26 protein-coding genes and 1 pseudogene are annotated in these 24,813 nt (G+C 66.3%); 7 read left to right on the forward strand and 20 right to left on the reverse strand.

The features are described from left to right. Positions 1 to 50: 50 nt before the first annotated feature. From V3388_RS07490 to V3388_RS07510, 5 genes are read left to right on the forward strand one after another with little or no spacing between them, the layout of a single operon-like run. Positions 51 to 986, forward strand: coding sequence for a DUF58 domain-containing protein (locus V3388_RS07490; protein ID WP_336366905.1), 936 nt, complete (start codon positions 51 to 53; stop codon positions 984 to 986). Beyond that, entirely contained in the window at positions 983 to 1,450 is a 468-nt protein-coding gene (locus tag V3388_RS07495; RefSeq protein WP_336366906.1) for a DUF4381 domain-containing protein, read from the forward strand. Before V3388_RS07490 ends, V3388_RS07495 begins: the two co-directional genes overlap by 4 nt. Beyond that, positions 1,444 to 2,448, forward strand: a complete 1,005-nt coding sequence (locus V3388_RS07500; RefSeq protein WP_336366907.1) for a vWA domain-containing protein — start codon at positions 1,444 to 1,446, stop codon at positions 2,446 to 2,448. The genes V3388_RS07495 and V3388_RS07500 overlap by 7 nt, the downstream gene beginning before the upstream one ends. Continuing rightward, complete coding sequence (locus V3388_RS07505; RefSeq protein WP_336366908.1) at positions 2,441 to 4,324, forward strand: VWA domain-containing protein; 1,884 nt, start codon at positions 2,441 to 2,443, stop codon at positions 4,322 to 4,324. The genes V3388_RS07500 and V3388_RS07505 overlap by 8 nt, the downstream gene beginning before the upstream one ends. Further along, a complete protein-coding gene (locus tag V3388_RS07510; protein ID WP_336366909.1) occupies positions 4,318 to 6,087 on the forward strand; it encodes a BatD family protein in 1,770 nt (589 codons plus the stop codon). The genes V3388_RS07505 and V3388_RS07510 overlap by 7 nt, the downstream gene beginning before the upstream one ends. On the opposite strand, the gene ccmI is transcribed toward V3388_RS07510, so the two are convergent. From ccmI to ccmA, 9 genes and pseudogenes are all read right to left on the reverse strand, one after another. Further along, positions 6,076 to 7,053: a c-type cytochrome biogenesis protein CcmI gene (gene ccmI, locus V3388_RS07515; RefSeq protein WP_336366910.1), complete on the reverse strand. Its 978-nt coding sequence runs from the start codon at positions 7,051 to 7,053 to the stop codon at positions 6,076 to 6,078. The genes V3388_RS07510 and ccmI overlap by 12 nt on opposite strands. Beyond that, positions 7,050 to 7,613: a cytochrome c-type biogenesis protein gene (locus tag V3388_RS07520; RefSeq protein ID WP_336366911.1), complete on the reverse strand. Its 564-nt coding sequence runs from the start codon at positions 7,611 to 7,613 to the stop codon at positions 7,050 to 7,052. Before V3388_RS07520 ends, ccmI begins: the two co-directional genes overlap by 4 nt. Next, on the reverse strand, positions 7,610 to 8,164 hold the full coding sequence (locus V3388_RS07525; protein ID WP_336366912.1) for a DsbE family thiol:disulfide interchange protein: 555 nt from the start codon (positions 8,162 to 8,164) through the stop codon (positions 7,610 to 7,612). The genes V3388_RS07520 and V3388_RS07525 overlap by 4 nt, the downstream gene beginning before the upstream one ends. Next, on the reverse strand, positions 8,161 to 10,167 hold the full coding sequence (locus V3388_RS07530) for a heme lyase CcmF/NrfE family subunit (protein ID WP_336366913.1): 2,007 nt from the start codon (positions 10,165 to 10,167) through the stop codon (positions 8,161 to 8,163). The genes V3388_RS07525 and V3388_RS07530 overlap by 4 nt, the downstream gene beginning before the upstream one ends. 2 nt (positions 10,168 to 10,169) lie before the next feature. Then, positions 10,170 to 10,616 carry a cytochrome c maturation protein CcmE gene (ccmE, locus tag V3388_RS07535; protein WP_336366914.1) on the reverse strand — a complete coding sequence of 149 codons (447 nt, stop codon included), beginning with the start codon at positions 10,614 to 10,616 and terminating at the stop codon, positions 10,170 to 10,172. A gap of 1 nt (position 10,617) precedes the next feature. Beyond that, positions 10,618 to 10,884 carry a heme exporter protein CcmD gene (ccmD, locus tag V3388_RS07540; RefSeq protein WP_336366915.1) on the reverse strand — a complete coding sequence of 89 codons (267 nt, stop codon included), beginning with the start codon at positions 10,882 to 10,884 and terminating at the stop codon, positions 10,618 to 10,620. Next, entirely contained in the window at positions 10,874 to 11,644 is a 771-nt protein-coding gene (locus V3388_RS07545; protein WP_336367299.1) for a heme ABC transporter permease, read from the reverse strand. The genes ccmD and V3388_RS07545 overlap by 11 nt, the downstream gene beginning before the upstream one ends. A gap of 45 nt (positions 11,645 to 11,689) precedes the next feature. Further along, on the reverse strand, positions 11,690 to 12,358 hold the full coding sequence (ccmB, locus tag V3388_RS07550) for a heme exporter protein CcmB (RefSeq protein ID WP_336367300.1): 669 nt from the start codon (positions 12,356 to 12,358) through the stop codon (positions 11,690 to 11,692). 105 nt (positions 12,359 to 12,463) lie between these two features. Beyond that, a pseudogene (gene ccmA / locus V3388_RS07555) lies at positions 12,464 to 13,075 on the reverse strand (cytochrome c biogenesis heme-transporting ATPase CcmA); the annotation flags it as partial. Between the two features lie 143 nt (positions 13,076 to 13,218). On the opposite strand from ccmA, the gene fliK reads away from it, so the two are divergent. Together fliK and V3388_RS07565 are read left to right on the forward strand one after the other, a co-directional pair. After that, positions 13,219 to 14,604 (forward strand): flagellar hook-length control protein FliK, encoded by a 1,386-nt coding sequence (gene fliK, locus V3388_RS07560; protein ID WP_336366916.1) that lies wholly within the window; start codon positions 13,219 to 13,221, stop codon positions 14,602 to 14,604. Beyond that, the gene (locus V3388_RS07565; protein ID WP_336366917.1) at positions 14,601 to 14,909 is read left to right on the forward strand and encodes an EscU/YscU/HrcU family type III secretion system export apparatus switch protein; all 309 of its coding nucleotides are present in this window, start codon (positions 14,601 to 14,603) and stop codon (positions 14,907 to 14,909) included. Before fliK ends, V3388_RS07565 begins: the two co-directional genes overlap by 4 nt. Here the strand turns inward: V3388_RS07565 and V3388_RS07570 are convergent. The 11 genes from V3388_RS07570 to V3388_RS07620 form a co-directional block, all read right to left on the reverse strand. Further along, positions 14,897 to 15,289, reverse strand: coding sequence for a DUF2802 domain-containing protein (locus V3388_RS07570; RefSeq protein ID WP_336366918.1), 393 nt, complete (start codon positions 15,287 to 15,289; stop codon positions 14,897 to 14,899). The two genes, V3388_RS07565 and V3388_RS07570, sit on opposite strands and share 13 nt — an antisense overlap. A gap of 88 nt (positions 15,290 to 15,377) precedes the next feature. Continuing rightward, positions 15,378 to 15,866, reverse strand: coding sequence for a chemotaxis protein CheW (locus V3388_RS07575; RefSeq protein ID WP_336366919.1), 489 nt, complete (start codon positions 15,864 to 15,866; stop codon positions 15,378 to 15,380). 130 nt (positions 15,867 to 15,996) lie between these two features. Further along, positions 15,997 to 16,842, reverse strand: coding sequence for a chemotaxis protein CheW (locus tag V3388_RS07580; protein WP_336366920.1), 846 nt, complete (start codon positions 16,840 to 16,842; stop codon positions 15,997 to 15,999). Then, complete coding sequence (locus V3388_RS07585) at positions 16,835 to 17,647, reverse strand: ParA family protein (RefSeq protein WP_336366921.1); 813 nt, start codon at positions 17,645 to 17,647, stop codon at positions 16,835 to 16,837. Before V3388_RS07585 ends, V3388_RS07580 begins: the two co-directional genes overlap by 8 nt. Before the next feature lie 168 nt (positions 17,648 to 17,815). Further along, positions 17,816 to 18,595, reverse strand: a complete 780-nt coding sequence (gene motD, locus V3388_RS07590; RefSeq protein WP_336366922.1) for a flagellar motor protein MotD — start codon at positions 18,593 to 18,595, stop codon at positions 17,816 to 17,818. A 48-nt stretch (positions 18,596 to 18,643) separates the two neighbouring features. Beyond that, entirely contained in the window at positions 18,644 to 19,384 is a 741-nt protein-coding gene (locus tag V3388_RS07595) for a flagellar motor protein (RefSeq protein ID WP_336366923.1), read from the reverse strand. Beyond that, positions 19,384 to 20,562 carry a protein-glutamate methylesterase/protein-glutamine glutaminase gene (locus tag V3388_RS07600; RefSeq protein ID WP_336366924.1) on the reverse strand — a complete coding sequence of 393 codons (1,179 nt, stop codon included), beginning with the start codon at positions 20,560 to 20,562 and terminating at the stop codon, positions 19,384 to 19,386. The genes V3388_RS07595 and V3388_RS07600 overlap by 1 nt, the downstream gene beginning before the upstream one ends. Positions 20,563 to 20,627: 65 nt before the next feature. Further along, on the reverse strand, positions 20,628 to 22,703 hold the full coding sequence (locus tag V3388_RS07605; protein WP_336366925.1) for a chemotaxis protein CheA: 2,076 nt from the start codon (positions 22,701 to 22,703) through the stop codon (positions 20,628 to 20,630). A 16-nt stretch (positions 22,704 to 22,719) separates the two neighbouring features. After that, entirely contained in the window at positions 22,720 to 23,505 is a 786-nt protein-coding gene (locus tag V3388_RS07610) for a protein phosphatase CheZ (RefSeq protein ID WP_336366926.1), read from the reverse strand. A gap of 20 nt (positions 23,506 to 23,525) precedes the next feature. Next, on the reverse strand, positions 23,526 to 23,909 hold the full coding sequence (gene cheY, locus V3388_RS07615; RefSeq protein WP_011785448.1) for a chemotaxis response regulator CheY: 384 nt from the start codon (positions 23,907 to 23,909) through the stop codon (positions 23,526 to 23,528). A 156-nt stretch (positions 23,910 to 24,065) separates the two neighbouring features. Next, a complete protein-coding gene (locus V3388_RS07620; RefSeq protein WP_336366927.1) occupies positions 24,066 to 24,797 on the reverse strand; it encodes an RNA polymerase sigma factor FliA in 732 nt (243 codons plus the stop codon). Between the last annotated feature and the right edge of the window lie 16 nt (positions 24,798 to 24,813).

Consider the following 24,813-nt stretch of genomic DNA (forward strand, 5'->3'; position numbering starts at 1 on the left):
GGCCATGCCCTGACATCCTGTACCAGTCACCCTTACCCGTGCCAGGCCCCATGAACGCAACCGAACCGCTGATCCGTACCAGCCTGCCGGAGCTGATCCGCCTGCAGGCCGACGCCCGGGCCCTCACCCTGCCCGCCGCGCGGCCGGTGCGCAGCCGCCAGGCCGGCCTGCAGCGTTCGAGCCGCCGGGGCCGAGGCATGGTGTTTTCCGAAGTCCGGCAGTACCAGCCCGGTGACGACATTCGCAGCATCGACTGGCGGGTCACCGCCCGCCGTCAGTCCCCCCACACCAAGATCTACGAGGAAGAGCGGGAACGCCCGGTGCTGCTGCTGTGTGACCTGGGCCCATCCCTGTTTTTCGCCAGCACCGGCGCCTACAAGCAGGTGCGTTGCGCCCAGGCGGCGGCCATTCTGGCGTGGCTGGCGCTCTGGTCCGGCGACCAGGTGGGCGGCATCGTTTTCAATGAACACGGCATGGACGTACAACGCCCGGCCCGGCGCAAGAAATCGGTGCTTCGACTCCTTGATGCCCTCGCCCAGTTCCAGCGCTCGGACGCGGACAGCCGGCCAGGAACCGAGCCGCCGCTGACCCTCGACACCGTACTTCAGGAAGCCCGCCGGGTCGCGCACACCGGCGGCCGGGTGTTCGTGATCAGTGATTTCCTGAGTGTGACCGACGCCACCGGCACGCTGCTCGGGGCGCTGGCCCGGCACAACCAGGTCACGGCGTTGCGCGTCCAGGATCCGCTGGAGGAATCGCTCCCGGATCGGGGACGGTTTGCAGTAGCCGGCCAGAACGGACCGGTCTGGTTCGATGCCGGGGACCCGCGGTTCAAGGCGGCCTGGCAGCGCAAAGTGGACGAGCACGAAGCCCGATTGGCGGCCTGCTTCCGCCGCGCCGGGGTGCCGGTGGCCGTGGTCACCACCGCCGACAGCCCGGCCGCGACCCTTCAGCCCCTATTGGGCCAGCGGGGACGCATCGGATGAACGGCCAGGACCCGCTCGCCCAGCTGAGGGATATCCACCTGCCGGCCACCGGAGGCCTCTGGCCGCCGGCACCCGGCTGGTGGGTGCTCGCCATCGTCATCCTCACCGCCGTCGCCGCCCTGGCGGTTTTCCTGGTTCGCCGGCATCGCCGTCGCCGCTGGCGCCGGGAGGCCCGGACGGCCCTGGAGCGCCTGGAACAGCGCGCGGAACCGTCGCCGGCCTGGTTTGTCGATCTGAACACGCTGCTTAAGCAGGTCGCCCGGCACTGTCATCCCGGGCAGCATCCGGAGGCACTGACCGGCGACGCCTGGGCCCGTTTTCTGCTAGCCACTGCGGACGATGCCGACGCCGATGAAACCACGGCGCTGGAGCTGGTACGCGCCTGCTGGCGCCCGGCTTCCACCCTTCCCCCCTGGCAGGCGCTGGCGTTTGCGCATCGCTGGCTGGAGGCACAGACATGCTGACTCTGGCTTATCCCTGGGCGCTGGCTTTTCTGATCCTGCCCTGGTTCCTGCGCCGTCGCCGGCGAGCCCCGGTGGACGCGCCGGTGCTGCCCACCGGCCACTGGCTGGCCGGCCTGCCGGGGGTGCGCAGCGAGGGCAACGCCAGCCCCCGCTGGTACCGGGGCCTGTTGCTGCTGCTGTGGCTACTGCTTGTTCTCGCCATCGCACGTCCCCAGTGGCTCGGTGACGAAGTCCGCCTGCCCATGACGGGCCGGGACCTGATGCTGGTGGTGGACATCTCACCGTCCATGAACGAACAGGACATGTCGCTCCGGGGCCAGAGCATCAATCGCCTGCAGGCGGTCAAGCATGTGCTGGACGACTTCATTACCCGCCGTGAAGGCGACCGTCTGGGCCTGATCCTGTTTGGTAGCGAGCCATACGTGCAGGCGCCCCTGACCTTCGACGTGGCCACCGTCCGCACCCTGATGCAGGAAGCCGGCGTGGGCATGGCCGGCCGCGCCACCGCCATCGGCGACGCCATCGGGCTGGCGGTCAAACGCCTGAGGGAACGCCCCCAGGATCAGAGGGTGGTGATTCTGCTGACCGACGGCGCCAACACCGCCGGCGAGCTGCCGCCGGACAAGGCCACCGACATTGCGGCCGCGGCCGGTGTCAGGCTGTACACCATCGGCATTGGTGCCGATTCCATGATCCAGCGGGGGTTCCTTGGCTCCCGCACCGTCAATCCGTCCCGGGACCTGGACGAGGCGCTCCTCACCCACATGGCGGAAGCCACCGGTGGGCAGTATTTCCGGGCCCGCGACCTGAACGAACTCAACACCATCTACGGCACCATTGACCAGCTCGAGCCCATTGAGCAAGAAGGTCGCTTCTACCGACCCGTCACTGACCTGTTCTGGGCGCCCGCCGGACTGGCTGCGGGGCTCGTCCTGGCAATCTGGCTGGTGTCCGCGTTCCGGCACCGGCGGCCGGTTGGAGACCCCTCCCATGGCTGACCTGCATTTTCTCCGTCCGCTCTGGCTGCTGCTGATGCTGGCCGCACCCCTGCTGGTGTTCGTGGTTCGACGCGCAGGGCGCTCAGACAGTGGTTGGGGGCGATGGATTCCTGCCGCGCTTCTGACTCCCCTGATCCGCCCGTCCGGGCAAAAGCAGCCCGGGCAACGTTCGCCCTTGCTGCCGCTGATTGCGGCGCTGGTGGTCGTCTCGGTAGCGCTGGCGGGGCCGGCCTGGCGCAAGGCACCAACACCGCTGCGTCACACCAGCGATAGCCTGGTCATGGTGCTGGATCTGTCCCTGTCGATGCTGGCCACGGACGCGCAGCCGGATCGGCTCACCCGGGCCCGGCGCAAGATCCGGGACATTCTCGCGGCCCGCCCGGACGGTCTGAACGCGTTGGTGGTTTACGCCGCCGACAGCCACGTCGTGACGCCCCTGACCGACGACACTCGCACCATTGAATCCCTGCTGGACGTGCTGGACCCGGTCATCATGCCGGCCCAGGGCAACCGCGCCGACCTGGGCGTTGCCGAAGCCGTTCGCTTGCTCCGTCAGGGCGCGCCGGGCCGTGGCCGGATTCTCCTGCTGACCGACCAGGTGGCGCCGCGCTACGCCAGCCGGATTGACGACCTCCTGGCAGACACCCCCTATACCCTCAGCACGATCGCCGTCGGCACCCGGGCCGGCGGCCCCATGCCGTTGCCCCGGAACGGATTTATCCGTGACGATGACGGTAAGATCGTGATCACAAAGGCGGACCCGGAAGGCCTCGCCGAACTGGCCGCAGAGACCGGCGGTGGCAGCGCCTCGCTGACCCTGGACGGCCGTGACATTCACGCCCTCGGCCTGGACAACGTCTCTGCCACCGACAGCAAGGCCACCGACGACGACAAAACCGATCAACGCACCGTCCAGCGCTGGCAGGATGATGGTTATTGGCTGCTCTGGCTGGTGATTCCCCTGGTGTTGCTGGCCTGGCGCCGGGGCGGCTTTGCCACCCTGGCCCTGCTGCTGATCGCCTTAATGCCACTGGCGCCCCGGCCGGCCAGTGCCGCCAGTTGGGACGACCTGTGGCAGCGGGAGGACCAGCGTGCGCCGGCACTCATTCAAAAGGACCCGGAGCAGGCCGCGCAGGAGCTGGACGAGCCGGACTGGCGGGCGTCAGCGCTCTATCGCAGCGGCCAGTACGAGCAGGCCGCCAAGTTATTTGACCAGGTGCCAGGGGCTCAGGCCGACTACAACCGGGGCAATGCCCTGGCCCGGGCCGGCAAGCTGCGGGAGGCCCTTCGCGCCTACGACGACGCCCTTCAGGCGAACCCGGATTTTAAAGACGCCGCCGCCAATCGCGCGTTGGTAAAAAAACTGCTGGAGCAACAGCAGAACCAGAAAGGTAATTCGTCCCAGGGGTCAGGAAGCTCGGGAAACCAGAACAACCGCAACAATCAGGGTTCGCAGAACGGGCAGAATAAGAGTGGCCAGGACCAGGGCGGCCAGACCGGGAACGGCAACCGCGGTCAGCAGGGCGGGGACTCGCAGAGCAACAACACGCCTGGCTCGCAGAACGGCCAGTCCCAGTCTGCCCAGGACGGGCAGGGACAGAACAACGCCCATGGCAACGGTCAGCCAAACGACCGCACCGGAGACCAGCAGCCGCAAAACGGCGACGCTCAGGATGGCAACAACGGCTCGGGCGAACCGCCCGGAAAGGCGGCGTCACCGGCGCCCGGCGACACCTCACCGACTCCGCTGAGCCAGGGCCAGGAGCAGTGGCTGCGGCGGATTCCGGACGATCCCGGCGGGCTGCTGCGACGCAAGTTTCTCCAGCAGTATGAACAACAACAGACACCCTCAGACGAAGGTGACACACCATGGTAAACCGCTTCCTGGCACTGCTGGCCGGCTTCGGCGTACTGCTCGCGTTGGCCGCCCCGGCGCTGGCTAAAGGCACGGACACCCTGACCGTGGAGCCGGACCGGACGCAGCTGTACGACGGCGATGTTCTGACCCTGACAGTAAAAGGCAGCATGAAGCTGGACCTGAGCCTGACCGACCTGTTTGATCTGAACCTGTCCGACCTGCCGGCTCCGGACATCGACAAGGTGTCCCCGGACTTCAAGGTGCTGGCGAAAAACCAGCGGTACAGCGTGCAAACCGTCAACGGCGAGACGGTCGGCAACATTACCTGGACCTACCAGCTCGCGCCCACCCGCACCGGGACACTCACGATTCCTGCGCTGACGTTCAAAGGCGCCACCTCCGCGCCGGTCACCATCGAGGTGAAGGACGGGCCGCCCCCGGCCACAACGGGCAACGGCGCGCCCCGGGACAGCTTTATCGAGCTGTCCGCGGACAAGAACGAGGTGTACGTTCAGGAACAGCTGACCCTCACCATCAAGCTCTTTTTCACTGGCAACCTGATCCGGGGCGAACTCTCTGAACCGAGCGACCCGGATACCGTTGTAGAGCCGCTGGGCAAGCAGAGTGAGTACACCCGCTACCGGGACGGCGTGCGCTATCAGGTGGTGGAGCGCCGCTATGCGCTGTTTCCCCAGAAGCCGGGGGAACTGGACCTGGCCCCCATCCGGTTTGAGGGGCAGGCCCGCACCCCGGAAGGCCGGCTCAAATTTCTGCGGGACCGCGAAAACTTCTTCACCTTTACCGTCAAGGACGTGCCGGACAGCTTCTCCGGCGACACCTGGCTGCCGGCCGAATCGCTCACCCTTGCGGACAGCGGCCTGCCAGACAACGGGCAGGTAGCGGTGGGCGACAACCTGACCCGCACCCTGACCCTGACCGCCCGGGGCCTGCCGGCTGAAACCCTGCCACCGCTGCCGGACAGCGCGCCAGACGGTCTGAAGGCCTACCCGGACCAACCCGAGCGCAACACCGACAAACAGCGGGACGGGCTGACCGGTACCCTGACCGAAACCTCGGCCCTGGTGCCGGTGACCCCGGGCAACCACACCCTGCCGGAAATCCGGATTCCCTGGTGGGACACCACCACAGACTCGGAGAAAGTCGCGGTGATTCCCTCCCGGACACTGACGGTGGCGGCGGCCCCCCAGGCGGCCGCATCCCCGTCACCCGCAGGGAGTGACAGCGGCACAACGCCGCCGGACAGCGCGCAGCCCCCGACAAACCAAACGCCCGAGGCCGCCACCGAAAGCGGCGGCCACAGCGCTGGCTACTGGCTGTGGATCAGCCTGGCTCTGGGCCTGGCCTGGTTGGCAACGCTGGTGGCCTGGTATCTGAGCCGTCGGGCGAGCCGGGCCACGCTAACCGGTCAGATCGCGCCGAAAGATGCCCGGGAAAAGGAACAGTTTGACGCGTTGATGACGGCGGTCCGTGCCGGGTCAGCGGAGGCTCCGGCCGCCCTGATCCGTTGGCTCCGGGCACGTCACCCGGGACGCAGCGTGCAGACGCTGGACGACGCCCTGACCCTGGCGGGGGATACCGTGGTCCGTGAACAGATGCAGCGGCTGCAGGCCCGGCGCTTCGCCGCCAATCCGGCTGAGGCACCGGGGCCGGATCTGACGGCACTGGTCAGCGCCCTTGAGGCGCTTCGGCAACGTTCAGACGGGCAGCGCCGGACGGACGCCCTCCCGCCGCTGTACCCTGACACCCTGTCAGGGCGTTAACGGAGGCGCCGACTGACGGCGCCGCGCCTCCTCTATGCCCGCCCGAATGGTCTGGATCTGAGGGTGGTCCGGCGCCACCTCGAGAATGCGCTGCCAGTAACGGATGGCGTCGTCGTAGCGTTCCTCGCCGAAAGCGTTCAGGCCCAGCAGACCCAGCGCATTAATGTCGTCCGGATTGAGCGCCCGGGCTTGCCGGATCAGCCCGGCGATCTCCCCGGTCAGGCGACCCTCGCTGGTGAAAAACAACGCCTGGGCCGCCAGACCATAGGCCGCCGCTTCTGCACGTGGTTGTGCCTGATCACTCTCCGAGACCCGTTGTGCCAGCTGCCGGTAGGCCCAGGCGGCATCTTCATACCGCTGCAACTGCATGTAGCTGCGCCCCAGCATGGCCCAGCCGTCCGGGGACGTATCCTTCCCTGAGGTCAGACGGGCCCGCAAACCGGCGACCATGGCCTCAATGCGGTCGGCCTGGCTACCGTCGCCGGAGGCCAAGGCCGCCAGCGCGTTGGCCTGCTCAATCCGGTCCAGCCCGCCCCAGCGCTCGTAGAGCGTGATGGCCGCCACCGGCAGCACCAGCAGCACCGCAAATGCCACCGCCAGCGCGGCCTTGCGGCCGTCGTTTTTTCCCCCGGCGGAATCCGGCGGAGCCGATCCGGCCCCTGCCCCGTCTACGTCTTCCAAAAGCGCAGCCGCCAGCTCGTCCCGTAGGGTCTGATAGTCCGTGACCGAAAGGCGACCGCTGGCGCGTTCCTCGTCCAGCTCCGCCAGGCGGGAGCGGTAAGCGGCCAGGTTTGCCTGCCGGACAGTGTCGGTGCCTGGCCCAGCGCTGGCCCCTGGGCTATCGGGGTCGGCTTTCTGCGCCTGCATGGCGCGGCGCTGACGGCGCCAGGCCGCCAGCGGATAAAACACAAACGCCAGGGCCAGCGCCACCATCAGCGCCACGAGCAACCAGAACCCGCTGTTCATGCCCCGTCCCCACCGGAACGCCGGCGTGCGGAAGCCGCCGTCAGCAGCCGATCTGCCCGGGCCCGTTGCTGCTCGGTCAGGACGTCGGGTACCGCCCCGGCTCGTCGCCGCTGGCGTACCATCAGTGCAATGGCCACGGCGCCAATCAGCACCGCCAGGATCGGCGTCAGCCAGAGCAACGCCGTGCTGGCATCAAACACCGGCCGGTAACGCACATAATCTCCGAATCGCTGAGCCAGCGCGGTCACGATCGCGTCGTCACTGGCGCCGTCCTGCATCATCCGGTACACCCGGTCCCGCATATCCGCGGCGATGGGCGCACCGGAGTCGGCAATGGTCTGGTTTTCACACATGGGGCAGCGCAGCTCGGACAACAGCGCCTGAAAGCGGGCCTGCTCGGCGGCCGAGGGGAACGGGTAAAGATCCGCGGTACCCGCCTGAGCCTGTGCGTCGGCTGAGGCCGCCGCCACGGGGCTCGCAAGAGCGGTCAGAGCCAGGCACAGCAACAGCGCCAGACGCCCGTTGCCCCGGCCGGTCGGCTGAGCAAGGCCCGCCGTCACGATCCGGCCTTCAGTGTCTGGATCAGGGGCTTGAGCGTCTCCGCCCACACCTGTTCGTTCACAATACCCACGTGGCGATAGCGAATAACCCCATCTGCATCAATCACAAACGTCTCCGGGGCACCGTAGACCCCAAGATCAAACCCGAGGGTGCCGTCGGCGTCAAACACCACCTGCTGATAGGGATTGCCCAGATCCCGCAGCCACGCCTGGGCAGCATCCCGGGTATCCTTGTAATTCATACCGACCAGACGAACGGGTAGGCCCTGCTCCCCGGCCAGATTCCGGGCAAGGGTCACCAGATAGGGGTGTTCATGGCGGCAGGCCGGGCACCAGGTACCCCAGACGTTCAGCAGGGTGATCTGCCCCTGGAACATCGCCTCGGTGTAGCGCTGCCCGGGGTCTGCCAGCCCCGGCAGGTTGAACGGAGGCACCGGGTCGCCCACCAGAGCGGACGGCCGCTGGCTCTTGTCGGTGCCGAGACCAAAATACAGCACCAGTCCCAGGGCAATGGCCAGCAGTAACGGAATAAACAGCAGACTGCGCTTCATGACGCTCCTTGGTTGTTGGAAACACGGGGGGCGGACACGGGCGGTTCGTAAGCCCGTTCAGCGGTCGGCATGGCCACCCGGTAGCGCCGATCCGACACTGCCAGCAGGCCCCCGAGGGCCATCAGCACGGCCCCGAGCCAGACCCAGCGGACCAGGGGCTTGAACTGGATACGCACCGCCCAAGCCCCGTTGCCGAGGGGTTCAGCGAGGGCCACAAACAGATCCCGGAACGGGCCGGCGTCCATGGCGGCTTCGGTGAGTAGCTGACCGCCGGCCCGATACCGGCGTTTTTCCGGGTGCAGCACGGCCACCACGGCATCGGACCCGGCCCGGGTGATGGTAACGGTGGCCCGGTCGGCGTCGTAGTTGGGGCCAGCGGCAGTCACCACCTCGCCAAAGCGGAGGGAGTAGCCGGACAGGGCCACCGCATCACCGGGCGCCATGCGCACGTCCCTGGCCTCACCAAAGCCGGTGACGATGGTCACACCGAGCATGGTCACCGCCACACCCAGGTGGCCGAGCACCATCCCCCAGTAGCTGCGCCCCACCCGGCGCAGGCCGTGCAACCGGCCGCGGCGAGAGGCGGAACGATGCCAGAGGTCCCGTACGATGGCCACCACGATCCACGCCGCGACCACCACGCCTGCGAATACCCACGGCCGGAAGCCGCCGGCACCCACTGACACGGCCGCAGCGGACAGCAGGCTGATGGCCAGCGGCCAGAGCAGTTGCCGGGCCAGCCAGCCGCCGTCGGTACGCTTCCAGTGGGAGAACATACCGGCGCCCATGAGCAGGCCGGTGGCCAGGGCCAGCGGGGTGAAGGTGGTGTTGAAAAACGGCTCGCCCACGGAGACCTTGCCCAGGCCCAGGTAATCCAGCACCAGCGGGTAGAGCGTGCCCACCGCCACCAGCGCCGTGGCCGCCACCAGCAGCACGTTGTTGGCCAGCAGGAAAATCTCCCGGGAAAGCCCCGTGTACCCCGAGGTTGCCTTCACGACCGGCGCCCGGGCGGCGTAGAGCGCCAGGCTGCCCAGCACAGTCAGTGCCAGCAAGCCCAGCAGGAAGCGGCCCCGCTCCGGGTCCGAGGCGAAGGCGTGCACGGACGTCAACACCCCGGAACGGACCATGAAGGTGCCCAGCAGGCTGAGTGAGAACGCCACAATGGCCAGCAGTACCGTCCAGCTCTTGAACACGCCCCGCTTCTCCGTGGCGGCCAGAGAATGCATGAGCGCGGTACCCGCAAGCCAGGGCAGCAAAGAGGCGTTTTCCACCGGGTCCCAGAACCACCAGCCCCCCCAGCCCAGCTCGTAATAGGCCCACCAGCTGCCGAGCGCGATGCCGATGGACAGGAACACCCAGGCGACGGTGGTCCAGGGCCGGGACCAGCGCGCCCAGGCGGCGTCGAGGCGGCCGCTGATGAGCGCCGACAGGGCAAAAGCAAAGGCCACCGAAAAGCCAACATACCCCATGTACAGCATGGGCGGATGGAGAATCAGCCCGATGTCCTGGAGCAGCGGGTTCAGATCGGCGCCGTCGGTAGGTACCTGGGGCAGCGCCCGGTCAAAGGGGTTGGACGTCATCAGGGTAAACAGCAGGAACCCCACGGCTACCAGGCCAAGGATGGAAAGAACCCGGGCCACCATCGCCAGGGGCAGGCCCCGGCTGAAGCGCGCCACCGCCAGCATCCAGCCCGCCAGGATGAGCACCCACAGCAACAGCGAGCCCTCGTGCCCACCCCAGGCGGCACTGGCTTTGTAGTACCACGGTAGCGCCCGGTTGCTGTTCTGGGCCACATAGGACACGGAGAAATCGTCGGTCACGAAGGCGTGCACCAGCAGGACGAACGCCAGCGCGATAAACACAAACACGCCGGCGGCCAGGGGCCGGGCAAACGCCTGCAATGCCGGGCGCCCGGTAACCGCGCCGGCCATGGGCACCAGCGCCAGCAAGACCGCCAGCAACAGCGCGAGAATCAGCGACATCTGCCCCAGCTCCGGGTACATTCCTACTCCTTCCCTTCCCGCTGTGCGGATGGTGATTTAAGAGCCCCCGCCACCTCCGGCGGCATGTACTTTTCATCGTGCTTTGCCAGCACCTCGTCGGCCACAAACCGCCCGTCCGGCGCCAGGCGCCCCAGGGCAACCACACCCTGCCCTTCGGCGAACAGGTCCGGCAGGATACCGGTGTACTCCACCGGCACCGTCGCCTGAAAATCAGTAACCCGGAAACGCACGGTCAGGCTGTCCGGATCCCGCACCACCGATCCGCTCTCCACCATGCCGCCGGCCCGGATGCGGGCGCCCACCGGGGCTTCACCGGCGGCAATCTGGCTTGGGTCGTAGAACAGGTTGATGTTCTGCCGCAGGGCGTAGGCGGTCAGCGCCACCGCCAAGGCAACCCCCGCCAGCAGGAACAGCACCACGGACAGCCGCTTTTTTCTCAGCGCGTGCATGTCAGACGCTCCCGCCGGTATCACGTTCGTCAGAACGGGATTCCCGGCCCGGCCACGCCACTCGTTCGAAGCGGGCCGGTGCCACAGGGGTCCCACTGGCCTGATCGGTCGACGGCCGCTGGCGCAAACCGCGCATGACCGCCCGGCGCGCCACCACGGACTGCAGCACCAGCGTGACCAGGATTACCGCAAACGCCCCGTAACTGGACCAGACGTAGACGCCCCGCCCCCCCATGGCCAGAAAGGCCTCGAAGGATTCAAACGCCATGGCGGCCTCCTTCCGGGTCACGGCTGGCCATGCCCAGACGCTGCGAGACCCAGCGGGTGCGCCGTTCCCGCCAGAAGATGGCAGTCTGAAGGCGCAGGCACGCCAGACCGCCAAAGATCAGATACAGACCCAGCACCGCCAGTAACAGCGGCAGCCACATGGAGGGCGGCATCTCCGGCCGCTGGGTCAGGGTGAACGTGGCGCCCTGGTGCAGGGTGTACCACCAGTCGACCGAATACTTGATGATGGGAATGTTGATGACGCCCACCAGCGACAGAACGGCGACCGCCCGTGCGCCGGTGCGCTCGTCCTCGAACGCCCGATCCAGGGCCAGGACACCGGCGTACAGGAACAGCAGAATCAGCATCGAGGTAATGCGGGCGTCCCAGACCCACCAGGTGCCCCAGGTGGGGCGGCCCCAAATCGCGCCGGTCAGCAGCGCCAGGAACGTCATCGCCAGGCCCACGGGGGCGACGGCGCGGGTGAACAGCGCGGCCAGCTTGACGCGCCAGACCAGCAGGGCGAGCCCCGAGATCGCCATCATCACGTAGATGGATTCCGCCAGAAACGCGCTTGGCACGTGCACGAACAGAATCCGGTAGCTCTCGCCCTGGCGGCCGTCCGGTGGCGCAAAAGCCAACCCCCACACCAGGCCGGCAAGCAGCAGTGCGGTGCCGGACAACAGCAACCAGGGCGTCCAGCGATCGGCGAACCGACTGAATCCCTGAGGCGAACCGAGCCTGTGCAGCGTTGACCACATGCGGTCTCTTTCCTGTTTCAGGATGGTGTTTCTGTTCATGGGGCGTCACCGGCCAGACAGGGTGATGCGCAGCGCGGCGGCGCAGGCAAACGGAGCCAACGTGACCGCCATCACCAGGCCCGCCCCCATGAGCGCCAGTTGACCGGTCACCGGCACGCCGGCCTGGGCCGCCAGCACCGTGCCGGTACCAAAAATCAGCACGGGCACGTAAAGCGGCATCACCAGCAGCGCCAGCAGCAAGCCCCCGCCCCGCAGGCCAAGGGTCAACGCGGCACCGATGGCACCGATCAGGCTCAGTATCGGTGTGCCCAACAGCAGTGTCAGGCACAGCGCTCCCAGTGCCTGACCGGAGAGCCCCAGCAGAGTTCCCAGCAGCGGCGCCAGCAGCACCAGTGGCAAACCGCCCAGCACCCAGTGCCCGAGGACACGGGCCAGTACCAGCAGATACAGCGGCTGGGGCTGCAGCACCCACTGCTCCAGCGACCCGTCCGCGGCATCGTGCCGAAACAGATGGTCCACAGACAACAGCACGGAGAGCAGCGCCGATACCCATAGGATACCCGGCCCAACATCACGGAGAAATGACAGTTCCGGCCCGATGGCCAACGGGAACAGAGTGACCACCATGACAAAGAACAATAGCGGCGTCAGCAGATCCGCCGGTTGACGCAGGGCAAGGCAAAGATCTCGCCGGCAGGTGTCCGCCATAGCCATCAGCGGGCCCACCGTGTTCGGTCGACGCAGATTCACCGCCACGGGAGGCGCCGGCGTTGGCTCCGGGGCCGGTTTGCGCTCCGGCAACCGTTCGGCAGCACCCGCCAGCCGCACACGGTTCAGGCCCGGCCAGTCAAGGCCGTGATGGCTGGTCACCACCACGGCGCCGCCCTCGGCGGCCCGGTCCTGCAGCAACCGCTCCAGTGCCGACACGCCGTCCGCATCCAGGGCGGTGAACACTTCATCAAGCAGCCAGAGGGGCTCATCGGCCAGCAGCAGACGAGCCAGAGCGATCCGCCGCTGCTGTCCCTCGGACAGCAGCCGGGCGGGCATTCGCTCCAGGCCCGCCAGACCGGTGCCCGCCAGGGCCTGCATCAGAGCGGCATCAGGCACGGTCTGACGGCCTGCCATCAAGGCGCGAAGGTTTTCCAGGGGGGTTAGCAGGGGTTTGATGCCGGGCTGGTGGCCCAGGTAAAGCACATTCCGCCGCGTCGCTTCGTCATTCGCCAGCCGGGGCCGGCCGGACCAGAGCACGGTGCCGGCGGCCGGTTCGTCCAGGCCGGCCAGGGTCCTCAGGAGCGTCGTCTTGCCCGCGCCGTTGAGTCCCTCGATCCGCGTCATCGAGCCTGGACGAATCCCCAGCGACAGCGGGCGGAACAGTGGCCGCCCCTGGCGTTCACAGCTCAGATCAACGGTCTGTAGCAGGGGCTCGGTCATCTGGGCCTCAGTAACGATGGAGGGTGCGTTGAACCGCATGGGCCAGGCAGGGCCCGTCGGACCGCCGCAGGCATGGGCAACCCGCTGGCGCCAGTATAGCCAAAGCAATTGCGGATTACCGCGCCCGGTATCATCATGGGACCATGAAGCTACCCGGCCCTATTCCGACATCGTCGCCCACCCAGCCTCCCCGAGCGGGCTCGTCCCTGCCGGCAACCGGCCAGACCCGCCCCGGCGCAGCCACTGACCCGGCGACCGCGGGCTCGTCCGTGCCGGACGCCGCCCGACAGGCGCTGGACCAGCTGCGCCTGCGAGACGGCGAGACTGCCCTCGCCCGCGTCGTGGACGTGCTGAACCGCAAGGATGCCGCGCCGGAGCTGCTGTTGGAACTGCGCAACCGACCGCTTCAGGTCCAGGCGCCCGGCAACCTGCCCGACGGCGCCGCCCTGAAAGCCAATGACTGGCTGACCGTGATGCGTGCCGGCAACGAACTGCGCCTGGTGGGCCGGCTGGCGGAACCGCCGGAGGCCATGCTGTCCCGAGCGCTGATCCAGAAGTTGCCCTGGCAGCAAAGCCTGGGCAGCGGGCTTCAGGCCCTGGCCCGGGCGCTCAGTACCGGCATTCGGCCTGACCCGTCGCCGGGGCAGTTGCCCTCCATGACGCCGCCCAGACCCCTGCCAGAAGCGGCTCGGCAGGCACTGGCCGAGGTGCTGTCCCGGGCACCGTCGCCGGCGGTGCTGCAACCGGGGGCCGGACGCTCGGACACCGCACCGACGCGCATCCGCCAGTGGCTTTCCGACAGCGGGCTGTTTGCCGAACACCGGCTGACGCGGGCGCCCGAATTGCCGCCGGCGGATCTCAAGCTGGCGTTGATGCGGGCCATCACCGCCCTGCTCGATAGCCAGGGACAGCCCACCAGCGCGTTTACCCGGATTGTGCCGGCCCAGAGCCCGGACTTGCTTTCGGCGCCGCTGCAGTTCCCGCTCACCCAGACGGCTACGGCAGCGCCCCAGGACGGAGACAGCACCACCGTGGGCCAGACCCTCAAACTGCTGGCGGGCATGCTCAACCGGATCAGCGTGAACCAGTTGCACAGCCAGGTGCTCACGGCCAGGGCGGGCGGTGACAACACCGCACCCACGGCCACGGTGCTGCTGGAGTTGCCCTGGGTAAACGCCCAGCAGGAACCGCGCACCGCGCAGCTCCGGCTGGAGCAGTACGACTCCGACAAGAACGGCGCCTCGGCCAAGGCTCGCAAGGCCGTCAGCGAATGGCGACTGGCGTTGAGAATCGACCTGGACGACGCCGGTCCGATGCATTTTGACGTGTCCCTGAGCGCCACCTCCGTGGGCGCCCAGGTATGGGCCGCGCGTCACAGTACCCTGCGGCGGGTCAACGAGCAGTTGCCCCTGCTGCGGCGAAGTCTTGTGGATCTTGGCCTGGAGGTAACCGGCCTGGAATCCCGGCTGGGGCTGCCCAAGGGCCCCGAAACCCGGCTGGAACACCGGCTGGTGGATACCCGGGCATGAGCACTATGAGCGACAAAGACCACGCACAGAAACCCACCACCGCCGCCGTGGCGCTGCGCTACGACGGCGACCGGGCGCCGACGGTGGCGGCCACGGGCACCCATGGGCTGGCGGAGGAGATTGTCCGGATCGCCCGGGATCACGGTGTCCCTCTGTATGAAAACCCGGAGCTGGCGGCCACCCTGGCCCGCCTGTCACTGAACGAGGAAATCCCGGAAACGCTGTACCGGGTGATTGCGGAGATTCTGGCGTTCGCCTTTCACATCCAGGGGCGAACGCCATTCGACGACGATCAGGCCACCTGACGCCGACGCAGGGCCGAGACCAGTTCCGCCTCGGGCCGGGAGATGCCGCAGGTGTTCATCAGGTCGTCGATGTCCGCGCCCAGGTCCACCAGGCGAGACGCTTCATCGTAGGAGATCCGCAGCGGATCGTTCTGGCGCATTTCATCGAGGGTGGCGCGCAAGTCATGGAGCTGGCGTTCACAGGTCACCAGGCGCTGGCCGATGCCCAGGCTGCCGCTGGTGGTGGCGTGCAGTTCACGCCCGAGGGTATCGCAGCGTTCCTTGGTGGCGCGCTGCAAGAGCTGGAGCTGACGGCGCTGGCTGACGCCCTGAACAAACAGCAGCGTAAACGCCAGCACAGACAGGCCCCAGGGCAGGTATTCAAGCACTTCACTGACCATGACAAACGTCTCCCGTATTGCGATCCGCTGAGCGGTTGCGGCGGTGGACGTTGCCAGCCCCTGGTTCCCGGAGATTGAATCCGCGACGTTACAGGGAGGCGACCTCCGCCCACTCGTCTTCCGACAGCATTTTGTCGAACTCCACCAGAATGATGAGTTCGCCGTTCTTGTTGCACACGCCCTGGATGAACTTGGCGCTTTCCTCGTTCCCCACGTTGGGCGCCGTCTCAATTTCGCTCGACTTCAGATACACCACCTCGGCCACGGAATCCACCAGGATACCCATCACCTGGTTGGCGGACTCCATCACCACAATCCGGGTGGCGTCGGTCACTTCCGCGTCCATCAGGCCGAACCGGCGGCGGGTGTCGATGACGGTAACCACGTTGCCCCGCAGGTTGATGATGCCCAGGACGTAATCCGGTGCACCCGGAACCGGGGCGATCTCGGTGTACCGCAGGACCTCCTGGATCTGCATGACGTTGATCCCGTAGGTTTCGTCATCCAGCTTGAAGGTCACATACTGCAGGACCTGATCGTCGTGGGCCTGATGCTTCTGTCCGCTCGGGGATGCCATAGTGTGTTCTCCTCATGGGCTGCCCGGCGGGCAACCTGATCGTCAAAATTCCATCGTCGGTGCCCAATACTATAGTCACGGGCACAAACCGTGCCAGCCTGGCTCGGTTTCAATCAGTAACGGCGGCGGGTCAGCTCAGGTCGAGATGATGTTCCCGCTCCGCTCGCACCAGCAGGTCCGCCATGGCGCGCACGTCAATCAAGGCGCACATCTGCTCCACCACGGTCCCGGCCAGCCAGGGCCGCTTGCTGCGGGCGGTTCGCCAGCGCACCTGCTCCGGCTTCAAGGTAAAGGACTGAGCCACGTCGTCACAGGCCAGGCCCCATTCGCTGTTATCCAGCCGAATCACAAACCGGTAGCGCTCCCGGGCGTTGTCCGGGACCCGTCCCGCCATGATCCACTCGGCGGTGTCCACCACCCGCAGGTTCTGGACCTCGTCCGGCCGGATCCCCATGTACCAGCGCGGGCTGCCGGGAATCGGGCGGATGTCGTCGTCCTCAATGCGGTGGATGGCCCCAAGCAGGACCAGCGGCACGGCCAACTGCAGGCCGGCCACGGTGAATATCAGGCATTCAAAGGGCGCCTCGGACCAGTCCGGTCGGGCCGGCGGCGCCGGTTCGGCGGGCTCGGCCGGGCGGCTCGCCTCAATGGCGACCGGCACGGGCTCGGTCGGCACAGCCGCAGGCTTGGGAGCGACAACCGCCGGTTTGGCAGGCGCCATGACCGGTGGCGCAGACGCTGTCGGCTTTTTGACGGCCACAGCCGCCGGCGCCGATTCGGCTTTCGGTTCCGCCTCTGGCGCGAGCTTTGAGGCCGTTGGCGTCGGCACGTCCGGCTCCGGCGCCGCCAACGTGTCGTCAAGCGCGGTTTCCGTGGCCGTGTGCAGCAGGTCGTCGAGGTAACTGGCGAGCGCCGCTTCCGGGTCCGCCAGTTGCGTCGCCGGGCCGATGGGCGTCTTGGTAAACCGGTCAGCCATGGCGGATGCCCTTACTCGCGCCAGCCTTGCCCGCACCGGTGCGCGCCAGCAGGTCATCCAGCAGGCTGTTGTAGGCCCGGACGCCGTGGGTCTCGGCGTCCAGCGACGAGGGCACCTGGCCCGCCTGGCTGGCGTCGCGGAACTTGGTGTCCACCGGAATGGCAAAGCGCCAGAGTCTGTCGCTGTAGGTCTTGCGCAGCAGATTCAGGCTTTTCACGGAAGCCTGCGTACGCCGATCGTAGAGCGTCGGCACGATCGTGTACGGCAGTTCGTTCTTTTGGGAACGCATGATCATCTGCAGGGTGTGCAACATGCGCTCCAGGCCCTTGATGGCGAGAAACTCCGTCTGCACCGGGATGATCAGGTGCTGGGCGGCGGCCAGAGCGTTGACCATCAGAACACCGAGGGACGGGGTGTTGTCGAGCAGCACGTAGTCAAAATCGTCCCAGAGCTGGGCCAGGGCCCGGGAGATAATAAGCCCCATGCCCTCAACGCCCACCATACGCCGCTCCAGGGTGGCCAGGGCGGTGCTGGCGGGAATCAGGGACAGGCCAGGGCAGTTGGTGTCGACAATCAGTTGCGCCGGCAGGCCATCGGGCACCTTGCCCTGATGCTGGAACAGGTCGAACACGCTGTGGGCCAGGGTGTCCGGATCGTGGCCAAACCAGCTGGTCAGTGAGCCGTGGGGATCCAGATCCATCACCAGCACCCGGTGCCCGCGCTGGGCCAGAAGTCCGCCCAGGGTAACCACGGACGTCGTTTTGCCCACACCACCTTTCTGATTTGCGACTGCCCAGATTCGCACGTGTTTCTCCAATCCCGCCGGTGCTGGCCTCACTGGCCTGTAAGCCGGTTATCGGCTACCCCAACGACAACTTGAATAGGTTGCAACGGCAAGCCCTTGCCGTCGCTCGTTCCCGGACGGGACTCAATACAGGATTCGTGCCAGCGCGCGCCGGGCAACCACCCGCCACTAGCGCACGGCACCCCGGACGTTGGCGTCCCGGGAGATCAGCAGCACCACTCGGCGATTTTCCCGGCGCCCCTTGTCGGTGTCGTTCCTGGCCACCGGCTGGTACTGGCCGTAGCCCACCGCTGCCAGCCGCTCCGGCTCAACCCCTTCTCGCACCAGCATGCGAACCACGGCGGCGGCGCGGGCGCTGGAGAGCTCCCAGTTGGAGGGGAAGCGAGCGGTCTGGATGGGCTCGTTGTCGGTAAAGCCTTCCACTTTTACAGCATTGTCACGCCCCTTGAGCACCGTGGCAATCTTCTCCACCAGCTCAAAGGCATCGTAATGGGGTTCCGCGTCGCCGCTGCCGAACAGCAGGCTGTTGGGCAGGTTCAGTTCGATCCAGGCATCGCTGGTTTCAACGCTCACAACGCCCTGACGGATCAACTGATCGAACTCCTGGGACAGCTCATTGGCCATGGTCTGGAGTTCAGCACTGCGGGCCCGCTGCTCTTCAGCGGTCGCCGGCTCGGTGACCGCCGGCGGCGTGGTGATGGTGTCCGTGGCCTCGGGCGCGCTCTGCCCGGGGTTCTGTCCGACGGCGATCGGCTCCAGGGAGCGCTGGGGCGCGTTGAACACGCCGTTCAGGGTCTCCGAGAGCACCTTGTACTTGCCTTCGTTAATGGAAGAAATGGAGTACATGACCACGAAGAACGCGAACAGCAGCGTGATGAAGTCCGCGTAGGAGATCAGCCAGCGCTCTTTGTTGTGCAGGTCGTCCTGGGGTTGCCGGCGTCGCCGCATGCTGTCTCCACGTCGCTCTGGTCCGTCTGCTGTGCGTCAGGTCTGCGCCTAGCGCAAAAAGCCCCGCAGGCGCAGCTCGATGGATTTGGGATTTTCCCCTTCCGCGATGGCAATGAGCCCATCGATCATCATGTCCTCATAGCGGGTCCGGTCCCGGACAATGCCCCGCAGCTTGTTGGCCATGGGAAAGAACAGCAGGTTGGCCAGGGCGACGCCGTAGATGGTGGCCACAAACGCCGTGGCGATACCGCCACCGAGGGTTTGCGGGTCCTCCAGATTGGTCATCACCTGGATCAGGCCCATGACCGCACCAATGATGCCGATGGTCGGCGAATACCCACCCATGGCCTCGAACACCCGGGCGGATTCCAGATCCCGCTGTTCCCGGGTTTCCAGTTCCACTTCCATGATGCCCCGGATGGTGTCGGTTTCGGCGCCGTCCACCAGCAACTGCAGGCCTTTACGGGCAAACCGCTCGGGCTCCCGCTCTGCCAGGGTCTCAAGGCCCAGCAGACCCTGCTTGCGGGCCTTCACGCTCCAGTCGATGACCTTGCCAATACCGTCTTCCAGGCTGACAAACGGCGGCACAAAGACCCAGCGGGCCTGGATCATGGCGCGCTTGAGGGTCTGCCAGGAGGTCTGCAGGATGGTCGCGGCGACCGTGCCCCCGACCACGATGAGCAGGGCGGAGCCGTTGAACAGCGACTCAACCGCACCGCCCTCCAGGAAATTTCCACCCAGGATGGCGGCAAAGCCCAGCACAATTCCGAGCAGGCTGAGCAGATCCATCAATTCACCCCTTCCGCCAGGCGGGGGCCAATGTCATCCAGGGGCAACACACTGTCGGTCAGGCCGGCCTTGGCGACCGCCATCGGCATGCCGTAGATTACCGACGTCTTTTCATCCTGGGACCAGATTTCCGAGCCGGTCTGCTTCATCATCCGACAGCCCTCCCGGCCGTCGGCGCCCATGCCGGTCAGGATCACCCCCAGGGTTTTGCCCGGGAAACTCCGGGCCAGGGAGCCGAAGGTCACGTCCACGCACGGTTTGTAGTTCAGGCGCTCATCCCCCGGAAGAATCCGCACCCGGGCCTGGCCGCTGCGGTTTTCTATCATCATCTGCTTGCCGCCCGGCGCCAGCAGAGCCAGGCCGGGGCGGAGCACGTCGCCGTCCTCCGCCTGGCGCACCTCAATGCGACAGAGCTTGTTCAGTCGCTCGGCAAACGCGGGAGTGAAACTGGCCGGCATGTGCTGCACCAGAACGATGGGGGCGGCGAAGGACGCCGGCAGCGCCGTCAACACCCGCTGCAGGGCCACCGGGCCACCGGTGGAGGTGCCAATGGCCACCACGCTGTAGTGCCGCGGCGCCCGGGACGGGCTGCGTCTCGGGACATCAGCGGTGGGTGCGGGGCTTTCCGGCCGGGGCGTGGCCGGCGGCCGGCGGGCCGATTCCGGCCGAGCCGGCTCCGGGCGGGAAGAGCCGGCGGCGTTGTGGCCAAGCGGAGGCCGAGGCTCGGGCGCCGGCGAAGGGCTGCGCGGGGCCGAGGAACTGGCGCCCCCGCCCCCCGGCCGGCTGCCGGCCACATCCAGCACCCGCTGCACCAGAATGGTTTGCAACTGGCTGAAGCTTCGAGCGATTTCCTCAAAGTTCTTGGGCAGGAAGTCCACCGCACCGGCTTCCAGGGCATCCAGGGTCACCCGGGCGCCCTCGTAGGTCAGTGACGAGAACATCAACACCGGCACCGGCCGGCGACGGAGGATTTCCCGGACCGCGGTGATGCCGTCCATCACCGGCATTTCGTAATCCATGGTGATGACGTCCGGACGCAGTTTTTCCGCCATCTCGACGCCTTCGCGGCCGTTGGAGGCCGCCCCCACCACCCGGATCTTGCCGGACGCAGACAGAATTTCTGTCAGGCGTTTCCGGAAAAACCCGGAATCATCAACTATCAGGACGGATACCGTCATTCCTTTCTCCTGGCAACCGGCCCAACGCCCCATCGGCCAGGCCGGGTCCGTCAATCCTGTCTGTGTTAACCGTAGTGCTGAAGCAGGCTGGGAACATCAATGATCAGCGCGATGCGGCCGTCCCCGGTGATGGTGGCACCGGCCATGCCAGGGGTGCCCTGGAGCGCACGGCCCAGGGGTTTGATCACCACCTCTTCCTGGCCCACCAACTGGTCCACCACAAAGCCCACCTGCTTGGTGCCCATGGCCACAATCACCACGTGGGCGTTCTCGGGCTCCGCTTCACCGGCACTGCGCACCAGCCAGCGCTTGATGTGGAACAGCGGGAACACCTTCTCGCGGACCACGATGCACTCTCGGCCATCGACGATGTTGGTCTTGGTCAGATCCAGGTGGAAAATTTCCACCACGTTCACCAGCGGCAGTGCGAACGACTGGTCCCCAAGCATGATCATCAGCGTCGGCATGATGGCCAGGGTCAGCGGCACCTTGATCAGGATCTTGGTGCCCTTGCCCACCTCGGAGACAATGTTGATCTGGCCGTTGAGCTGGCTGATCTTGGTTTTGACGACGTCCATGCCGACCCCTCGGCCAGACACGTCGGATATCTGCTCCTTGGTGGAGAAGCCGGCGGCAAAGATCAGGTTGAAGCATTCGTTGTTGGTCAGCCGGTCTGCCGCATCCTGATCCAGCAAGCCTTTTTCCACCGCCTTCTGGCGCAGTTTGTTCGGGTCCATGCCGCCGCCGTCGTCTTCGATCACCAGCAGGATGTGATCCCCCTCCTGCTCGGCGGACAGGGTCACGGTGCCGGCCCGAGGCTTGCCGGCCTTTTCCCGCACGCTCGGCAGCTCAATGCCGTGGTCAACGGAATTCCGAACCAGGTGAACCAGCGGATCCGACAGGGCCTCGACCAGGTTCTTGTCCAGATCCGTGTCTTCCCCGTGCATGACCAGGTTGATTTCTTTATTCAGGTTCCGGGCCAGATCGCGCACCACCCGGGGGAACCGGCCAAACACCTTCTTGATCGGCTGCATCCGGGTCTGCATGACCGCAGACTGGAGATCGGTGGTGACCACATCCAGGTTCGCCACGGCTTTGTGCATGTGCTCGTCTTCGCTGGCAGCGCCCAGTCGCTGCAGGCGGTTACGGACCAGCACCAGCTCGCCGACCATATTCATGATGTCGTCGAGACGTTTGGTGTCCACCCGTACCGTGGTTTCTGCCGCAGGGGCGGCGTCCCGGGCGGGTGCCGCCGGGCGGGACTTCTCGGCCGCGGGAGGCGGGCTGTCTGCGGGCGGCGAAGACGCCGTGGGCTTCCGCTGCGGGGAGGTATCCGCCGGGGTCGCCGGGCCCGCGCCGGTGGCGGAGGGGCCGCCGCCCTTACCGTGGAGGTCGTCCAACAGCTTTTCAAATTCGTCGTCGGTGATCAGATCGCCGCCGGCGGTGCCGCCGTCAGCGACCGGCTCCGGTGCTTTAGCCGCTTCGGCAGGATCCTCACCTACCGCCGTCGCGCCGGAAAATTGGCCCTTGCCATGCAACTGGTCCAACAGTTTCTCGAACTCGTCGTCGGTGATTTCATCGTCGCCACCGGCGGCCGGTGTACCGGCGGGTTCCGTCGGGGCGTCATCGCCGCCCTGCTTGCCGTCACTGAGGGCGTCCAGCAACTGCTCGAATTCATCGTCGGTGATGTCACCGTCGCTGTGACTCGCCGTTTCAGCTTCCGGTTCGGGGGCCGCCGCCGTCGCGCTGTCGGCCGGCTGGGCCAGGGCATCCAGGGCGTGAATCAGGGCGTCCGGGGCCGGCGTCGGCTCTTCCCGGTTGCGCACCTCGTCGAACATGGTGTTGACGTAGTCCAGCGCCTCGAGCACCACGTCCATCAGCTCGGCATCGACCCGGCGCTTGCGGTTGCGCAGGATATCGAACACATTCTCCGCGGAGTGACAGCAGTTCACAAGCGCGTCCAGCTGCAGGAAGCCCGCACCGCCCTTGACCGTGTGAAAGCCCCGGAAGATGGCGTTCAGGAGATCGCCGTCATCCGGATGCTGTTCCAGATCAACCAGCTGCTCAGACAGTTTCTCGAGAATTTCACCGGCTTCCACCAGGAAGTCCTGGAGAATCTCTTCATCGGCATCGAGCGCCATGGACTACCCTCTTTCGTCAAAAACCGAGACTGGACAACAGGTCGTCAACGTCGTCCTGCCCAGACACCACATCTTCCCGCTCTGCCGCCTTGATCTGCGGGCCAACGCCCTGCTCGGCGGATTCCTTTTTCTCTTCCAGCTCGTGCACGGTACCGGTGAGCTGGTCGACGTGGCTGGCCATGACCACCAGGCCCAGCAGGTGTTCTTCCACCTCTTTCACCAGGGCGGTCACTTTCTGGATCACCTGGCCTGTCAGGTCCTGGAAGTCCTGGGCGAGGAGGATTTCCGAGAGATTGTTGTAAATGGCGTCGGCATCGCCGGACAGGCTGTCAAAAAACCGGTCAATGCGGCCATACAGTTCCCGGAATTCAGCCGGCGCCATCTCCCGCCGGCGCAGGCGAACCCACTCGTCTTTCAGGGCCACGGCCTCGTCCCGCATGGCGTGGGCCCGGGGCATGGCGTCCTCCACCAGATCCATGGTGCGGTTGGCGGCCTGGCCGGTCATTTTCACCACGTATTCCAGCCGGTCCGAGGCGTCGGACATCTTGGACAGGGCTTCCTGCTGCTCGGCGTTGCGCGGGTCGATCTGGAAGTTGCGGATGGCCTCGTGGAGGCTGCGGGTAAGCCGGCCCACCTCGCGGTACAGGCTCTGATCCCGCACTTCGCTGAGCTCGTTGATCAGCGCCATGGACCGGGCGTAGTCGCCCGCCTGCACGCTCTCGGCCAGCTCCGCCGCCTGGCGCTCCAGGGTTTCCGTCACCTCCGGATCGAGGCCCTGATGGTTCTTCTTGCTGTCGCTCATGAGAGCCATCCGACCTCTGGTTATTGAATGCGTTCGAAGATCTTTTCAATCTTCTCCTTGAGCACCGCGGCGGTGAACGGCTTGACCACGTAGCCGTTCACGCCGGCCTGGGCGGCGGCGACGATCTGGTCCCGCTTGGCCTCGGCGGTCACCATCAGCACCGGCAGGTTCTTCAGATTCTCGTCCGCCCGAACCGCCTTGAGCAGGTCGAATCCGGACATACCGGGCATGTTCCAGTCGGTCACCAGGAAATCGTATTTGCCGCTCCTGAGCATCGGCAGCGCGGTGTTGCCGTCGTCGGCCTCGTCGGTGTTGGTGAACCCGAGGTCACGCAGCAGGTTCTTGATGATCCGTCTCATCGTCGAAAAGTCGTCCACGATGAGGATTTTCATGTTCTTGTCCAAAGGGACCTCCCGTTGGTTGCTCCCGGAATTCGTTCGACCTGTGTGCCTGCATCGCCGGCACCGCCCGGATGAATGGTCTATTGTCAGTCGTTTGGCCCGGTTGTAAAGCGCCGGTTACCAAAAAACACCGTCAGGACATCGTCTTGCGCCGGGCGCCTAGCCGTGCCAGTCCGCCAGACGGCCTCGCAACCGATGGGCGGCCTGGCTGTGAATCTGACTGACCCGGCTCTCGCTGACCCCGATCACCGCACCAATCTCCTTCAGGTTCAGCTCTTCCTGGTAGTACAGGCTCAGAACCAGCTTTTCCCGCTCCGGCAGTTCGTCGATAGCCTGCGCCAGGCTGCGACGGAAGGCGTCTTCGGACAGCCCGTCCAGGGGATTGTCGTCATCGTCTGTGTGGTCTATCGGCAGCTCGCCGGATTCATTGAGCTCATCGAGGCTAAAAAGTCGTCCGCCGTTGGCGTCGGACAGGGAGGAATGATACTCCGCGAGATCCATGCCCAGTTCCTCGGCCACTTCGGCGTCCTGGGCTTCCCGGCCGAGCCGGTCTTCCACGGCCTTGATGGCCTGGGCAATGCGGCGGGAATTGCGGTGAACAGACCGGGGCACCCAGTCACCTTTGCGGATTTCGTCCACCATGGCGCCGCGGATGCGGATGCCGGCGTAGGTTTCGAAGCTGGCTCCGCGAGTGGAGGTGTAACGCTGGGCCGCCTCGAGCAGGCCAATCATGCCGGCCTGCATAAGGTCTTCGAGCTGCACGGAGGCCGGCAAGCGGGCCAGCAGGTGCAGGGCAATTTTCTTGACCAGCGGGGCGTGCGTCTCGACCAGTTCAGAGGGCCTGGCCGACAGCGTCTGTTGGTACATTCCCAGGTGTTTCGCCAATGTCATCTATCCATTATTTTTG

Origin of the sequence: Marinobacter sp. C2H3, from assembly GCF_037080155.1 — a bacterium.
Classification (GTDB): domain Bacteria; phylum Pseudomonadota; class Gammaproteobacteria; order Pseudomonadales; family Oleiphilaceae; genus Marinobacter.

What these genes read in the sequence shown, in the direction of transcription:
- V3388_RS07610 (WP_336366926.1), bottom strand. Translation starts at nt 23,505, where the DNA reads ATGAGCGACAGCAAGAAGAACCATCAGGGCCTCGATCCGGAGGTGACG.
- V3388_RS07530 (WP_336366913.1), bottom strand. Translation starts at nt 10,167, where the DNA reads ATGTACCCGGAGCTGGGGCAGATGTCGCTGATTCTCGCGCTGTTGCTG.
- fliK (WP_336366916.1), top strand. Translation starts at nt 13,219, where the DNA reads ATGAAGCTACCCGGCCCTATTCCGACATCGTCGCCCACCCAGCCTCCC.
- ccmD (WP_336366915.1), bottom strand. Translation starts at nt 10,884, where the DNA reads ATGGCGTTTGAATCCTTCGAGGCCTTTCTGGCCATGGGGGGGCGGGGC.
- ccmE (WP_336366914.1), bottom strand. Translation starts at nt 10,616, where the DNA reads ATGCACGCGCTGAGAAAAAAGCGGCTGTCCGTGGTGCTGTTCCTGCTG.
- V3388_RS07580 (WP_336366920.1), bottom strand. Translation starts at nt 16,842, where the DNA reads ATGGCTGACCGGTTTACCAAGACGCCCATCGGCCCGGCGACGCAACTG.
- V3388_RS07565 (WP_336366917.1), top strand. Translation starts at nt 14,601, where the DNA reads ATGAGCACTATGAGCGACAAAGACCACGCACAGAAACCCACCACCGCC.
- V3388_RS07525 (WP_336366912.1), bottom strand. Translation starts at nt 8,164, where the DNA reads ATGAAGCGCAGTCTGCTGTTTATTCCGTTACTGCTGGCCATTGCCCTG.
- V3388_RS07600 (WP_336366924.1), bottom strand. Translation starts at nt 20,562, where the DNA reads ATGACGGTATCCGTCCTGATAGTTGATGATTCCGGGTTTTTCCGGAAA.
- V3388_RS07620 (WP_336366927.1), bottom strand. Translation starts at nt 24,797, where the DNA reads ATGACATTGGCGAAACACCTGGGAATGTACCAACAGACGCTGTCGGCC.
- V3388_RS07505 (WP_336366908.1), top strand. Translation starts at nt 2,441, where the DNA reads ATGGCTGACCTGCATTTTCTCCGTCCGCTCTGGCTGCTGCTGATGCTG.
- V3388_RS07595 (WP_336366923.1), bottom strand. Translation starts at nt 19,384, where the DNA reads ATGGATCTGCTCAGCCTGCTCGGAATTGTGCTGGGCTTTGCCGCCATC.
- V3388_RS07605 (WP_336366925.1), bottom strand. Translation starts at nt 22,703, where the DNA reads ATGGCGCTCGATGCCGATGAAGAGATTCTCCAGGACTTCCTGGTGGAA.
- V3388_RS07545 (WP_336367299.1), bottom strand. Translation starts at nt 11,644, where the DNA reads ATGTGGTCAACGCTGCACAGGCTCGGTTCGCCTCAGGGATTCAGTCGG.
- V3388_RS07510 (WP_336366909.1), top strand. Translation starts at nt 4,318, where the DNA reads ATGGTAAACCGCTTCCTGGCACTGCTGGCCGGCTTCGGCGTACTGCTC.
- V3388_RS07575 (WP_336366919.1), bottom strand. Translation starts at nt 15,866, where the DNA reads ATGGCATCCCCGAGCGGACAGAAGCATCAGGCCCACGACGATCAGGTC.
- V3388_RS07500 (WP_336366907.1), top strand. Translation starts at nt 1,444, where the DNA reads ATGCTGACTCTGGCTTATCCCTGGGCGCTGGCTTTTCTGATCCTGCCC.
- V3388_RS07495 (WP_336366906.1), top strand. Translation starts at nt 983, where the DNA reads ATGAACGGCCAGGACCCGCTCGCCCAGCTGAGGGATATCCACCTGCCG.
- motD (WP_336366922.1), bottom strand. Translation starts at nt 18,595, where the DNA reads ATGCGGCGACGCCGGCAACCCCAGGACGACCTGCACAACAAAGAGCGC.
- ccmB (WP_336367300.1), bottom strand. Translation starts at nt 12,358, where the DNA reads ATGGCTATGGCGGACACCTGCCGGCGAGATCTTTGCCTTGCCCTGCGT.
- V3388_RS07490 (WP_336366905.1), top strand. Translation starts at nt 51, where the DNA reads ATGAACGCAACCGAACCGCTGATCCGTACCAGCCTGCCGGAGCTGATC.
- ccmI (WP_336366910.1), bottom strand. Translation starts at nt 7,053, where the DNA reads ATGAACAGCGGGTTCTGGTTGCTCGTGGCGCTGATGGTGGCGCTGGCC.
- V3388_RS07570 (WP_336366918.1), bottom strand. Translation starts at nt 15,289, where the DNA reads ATGGTCAGTGAAGTGCTTGAATACCTGCCCTGGGGCCTGTCTGTGCTG.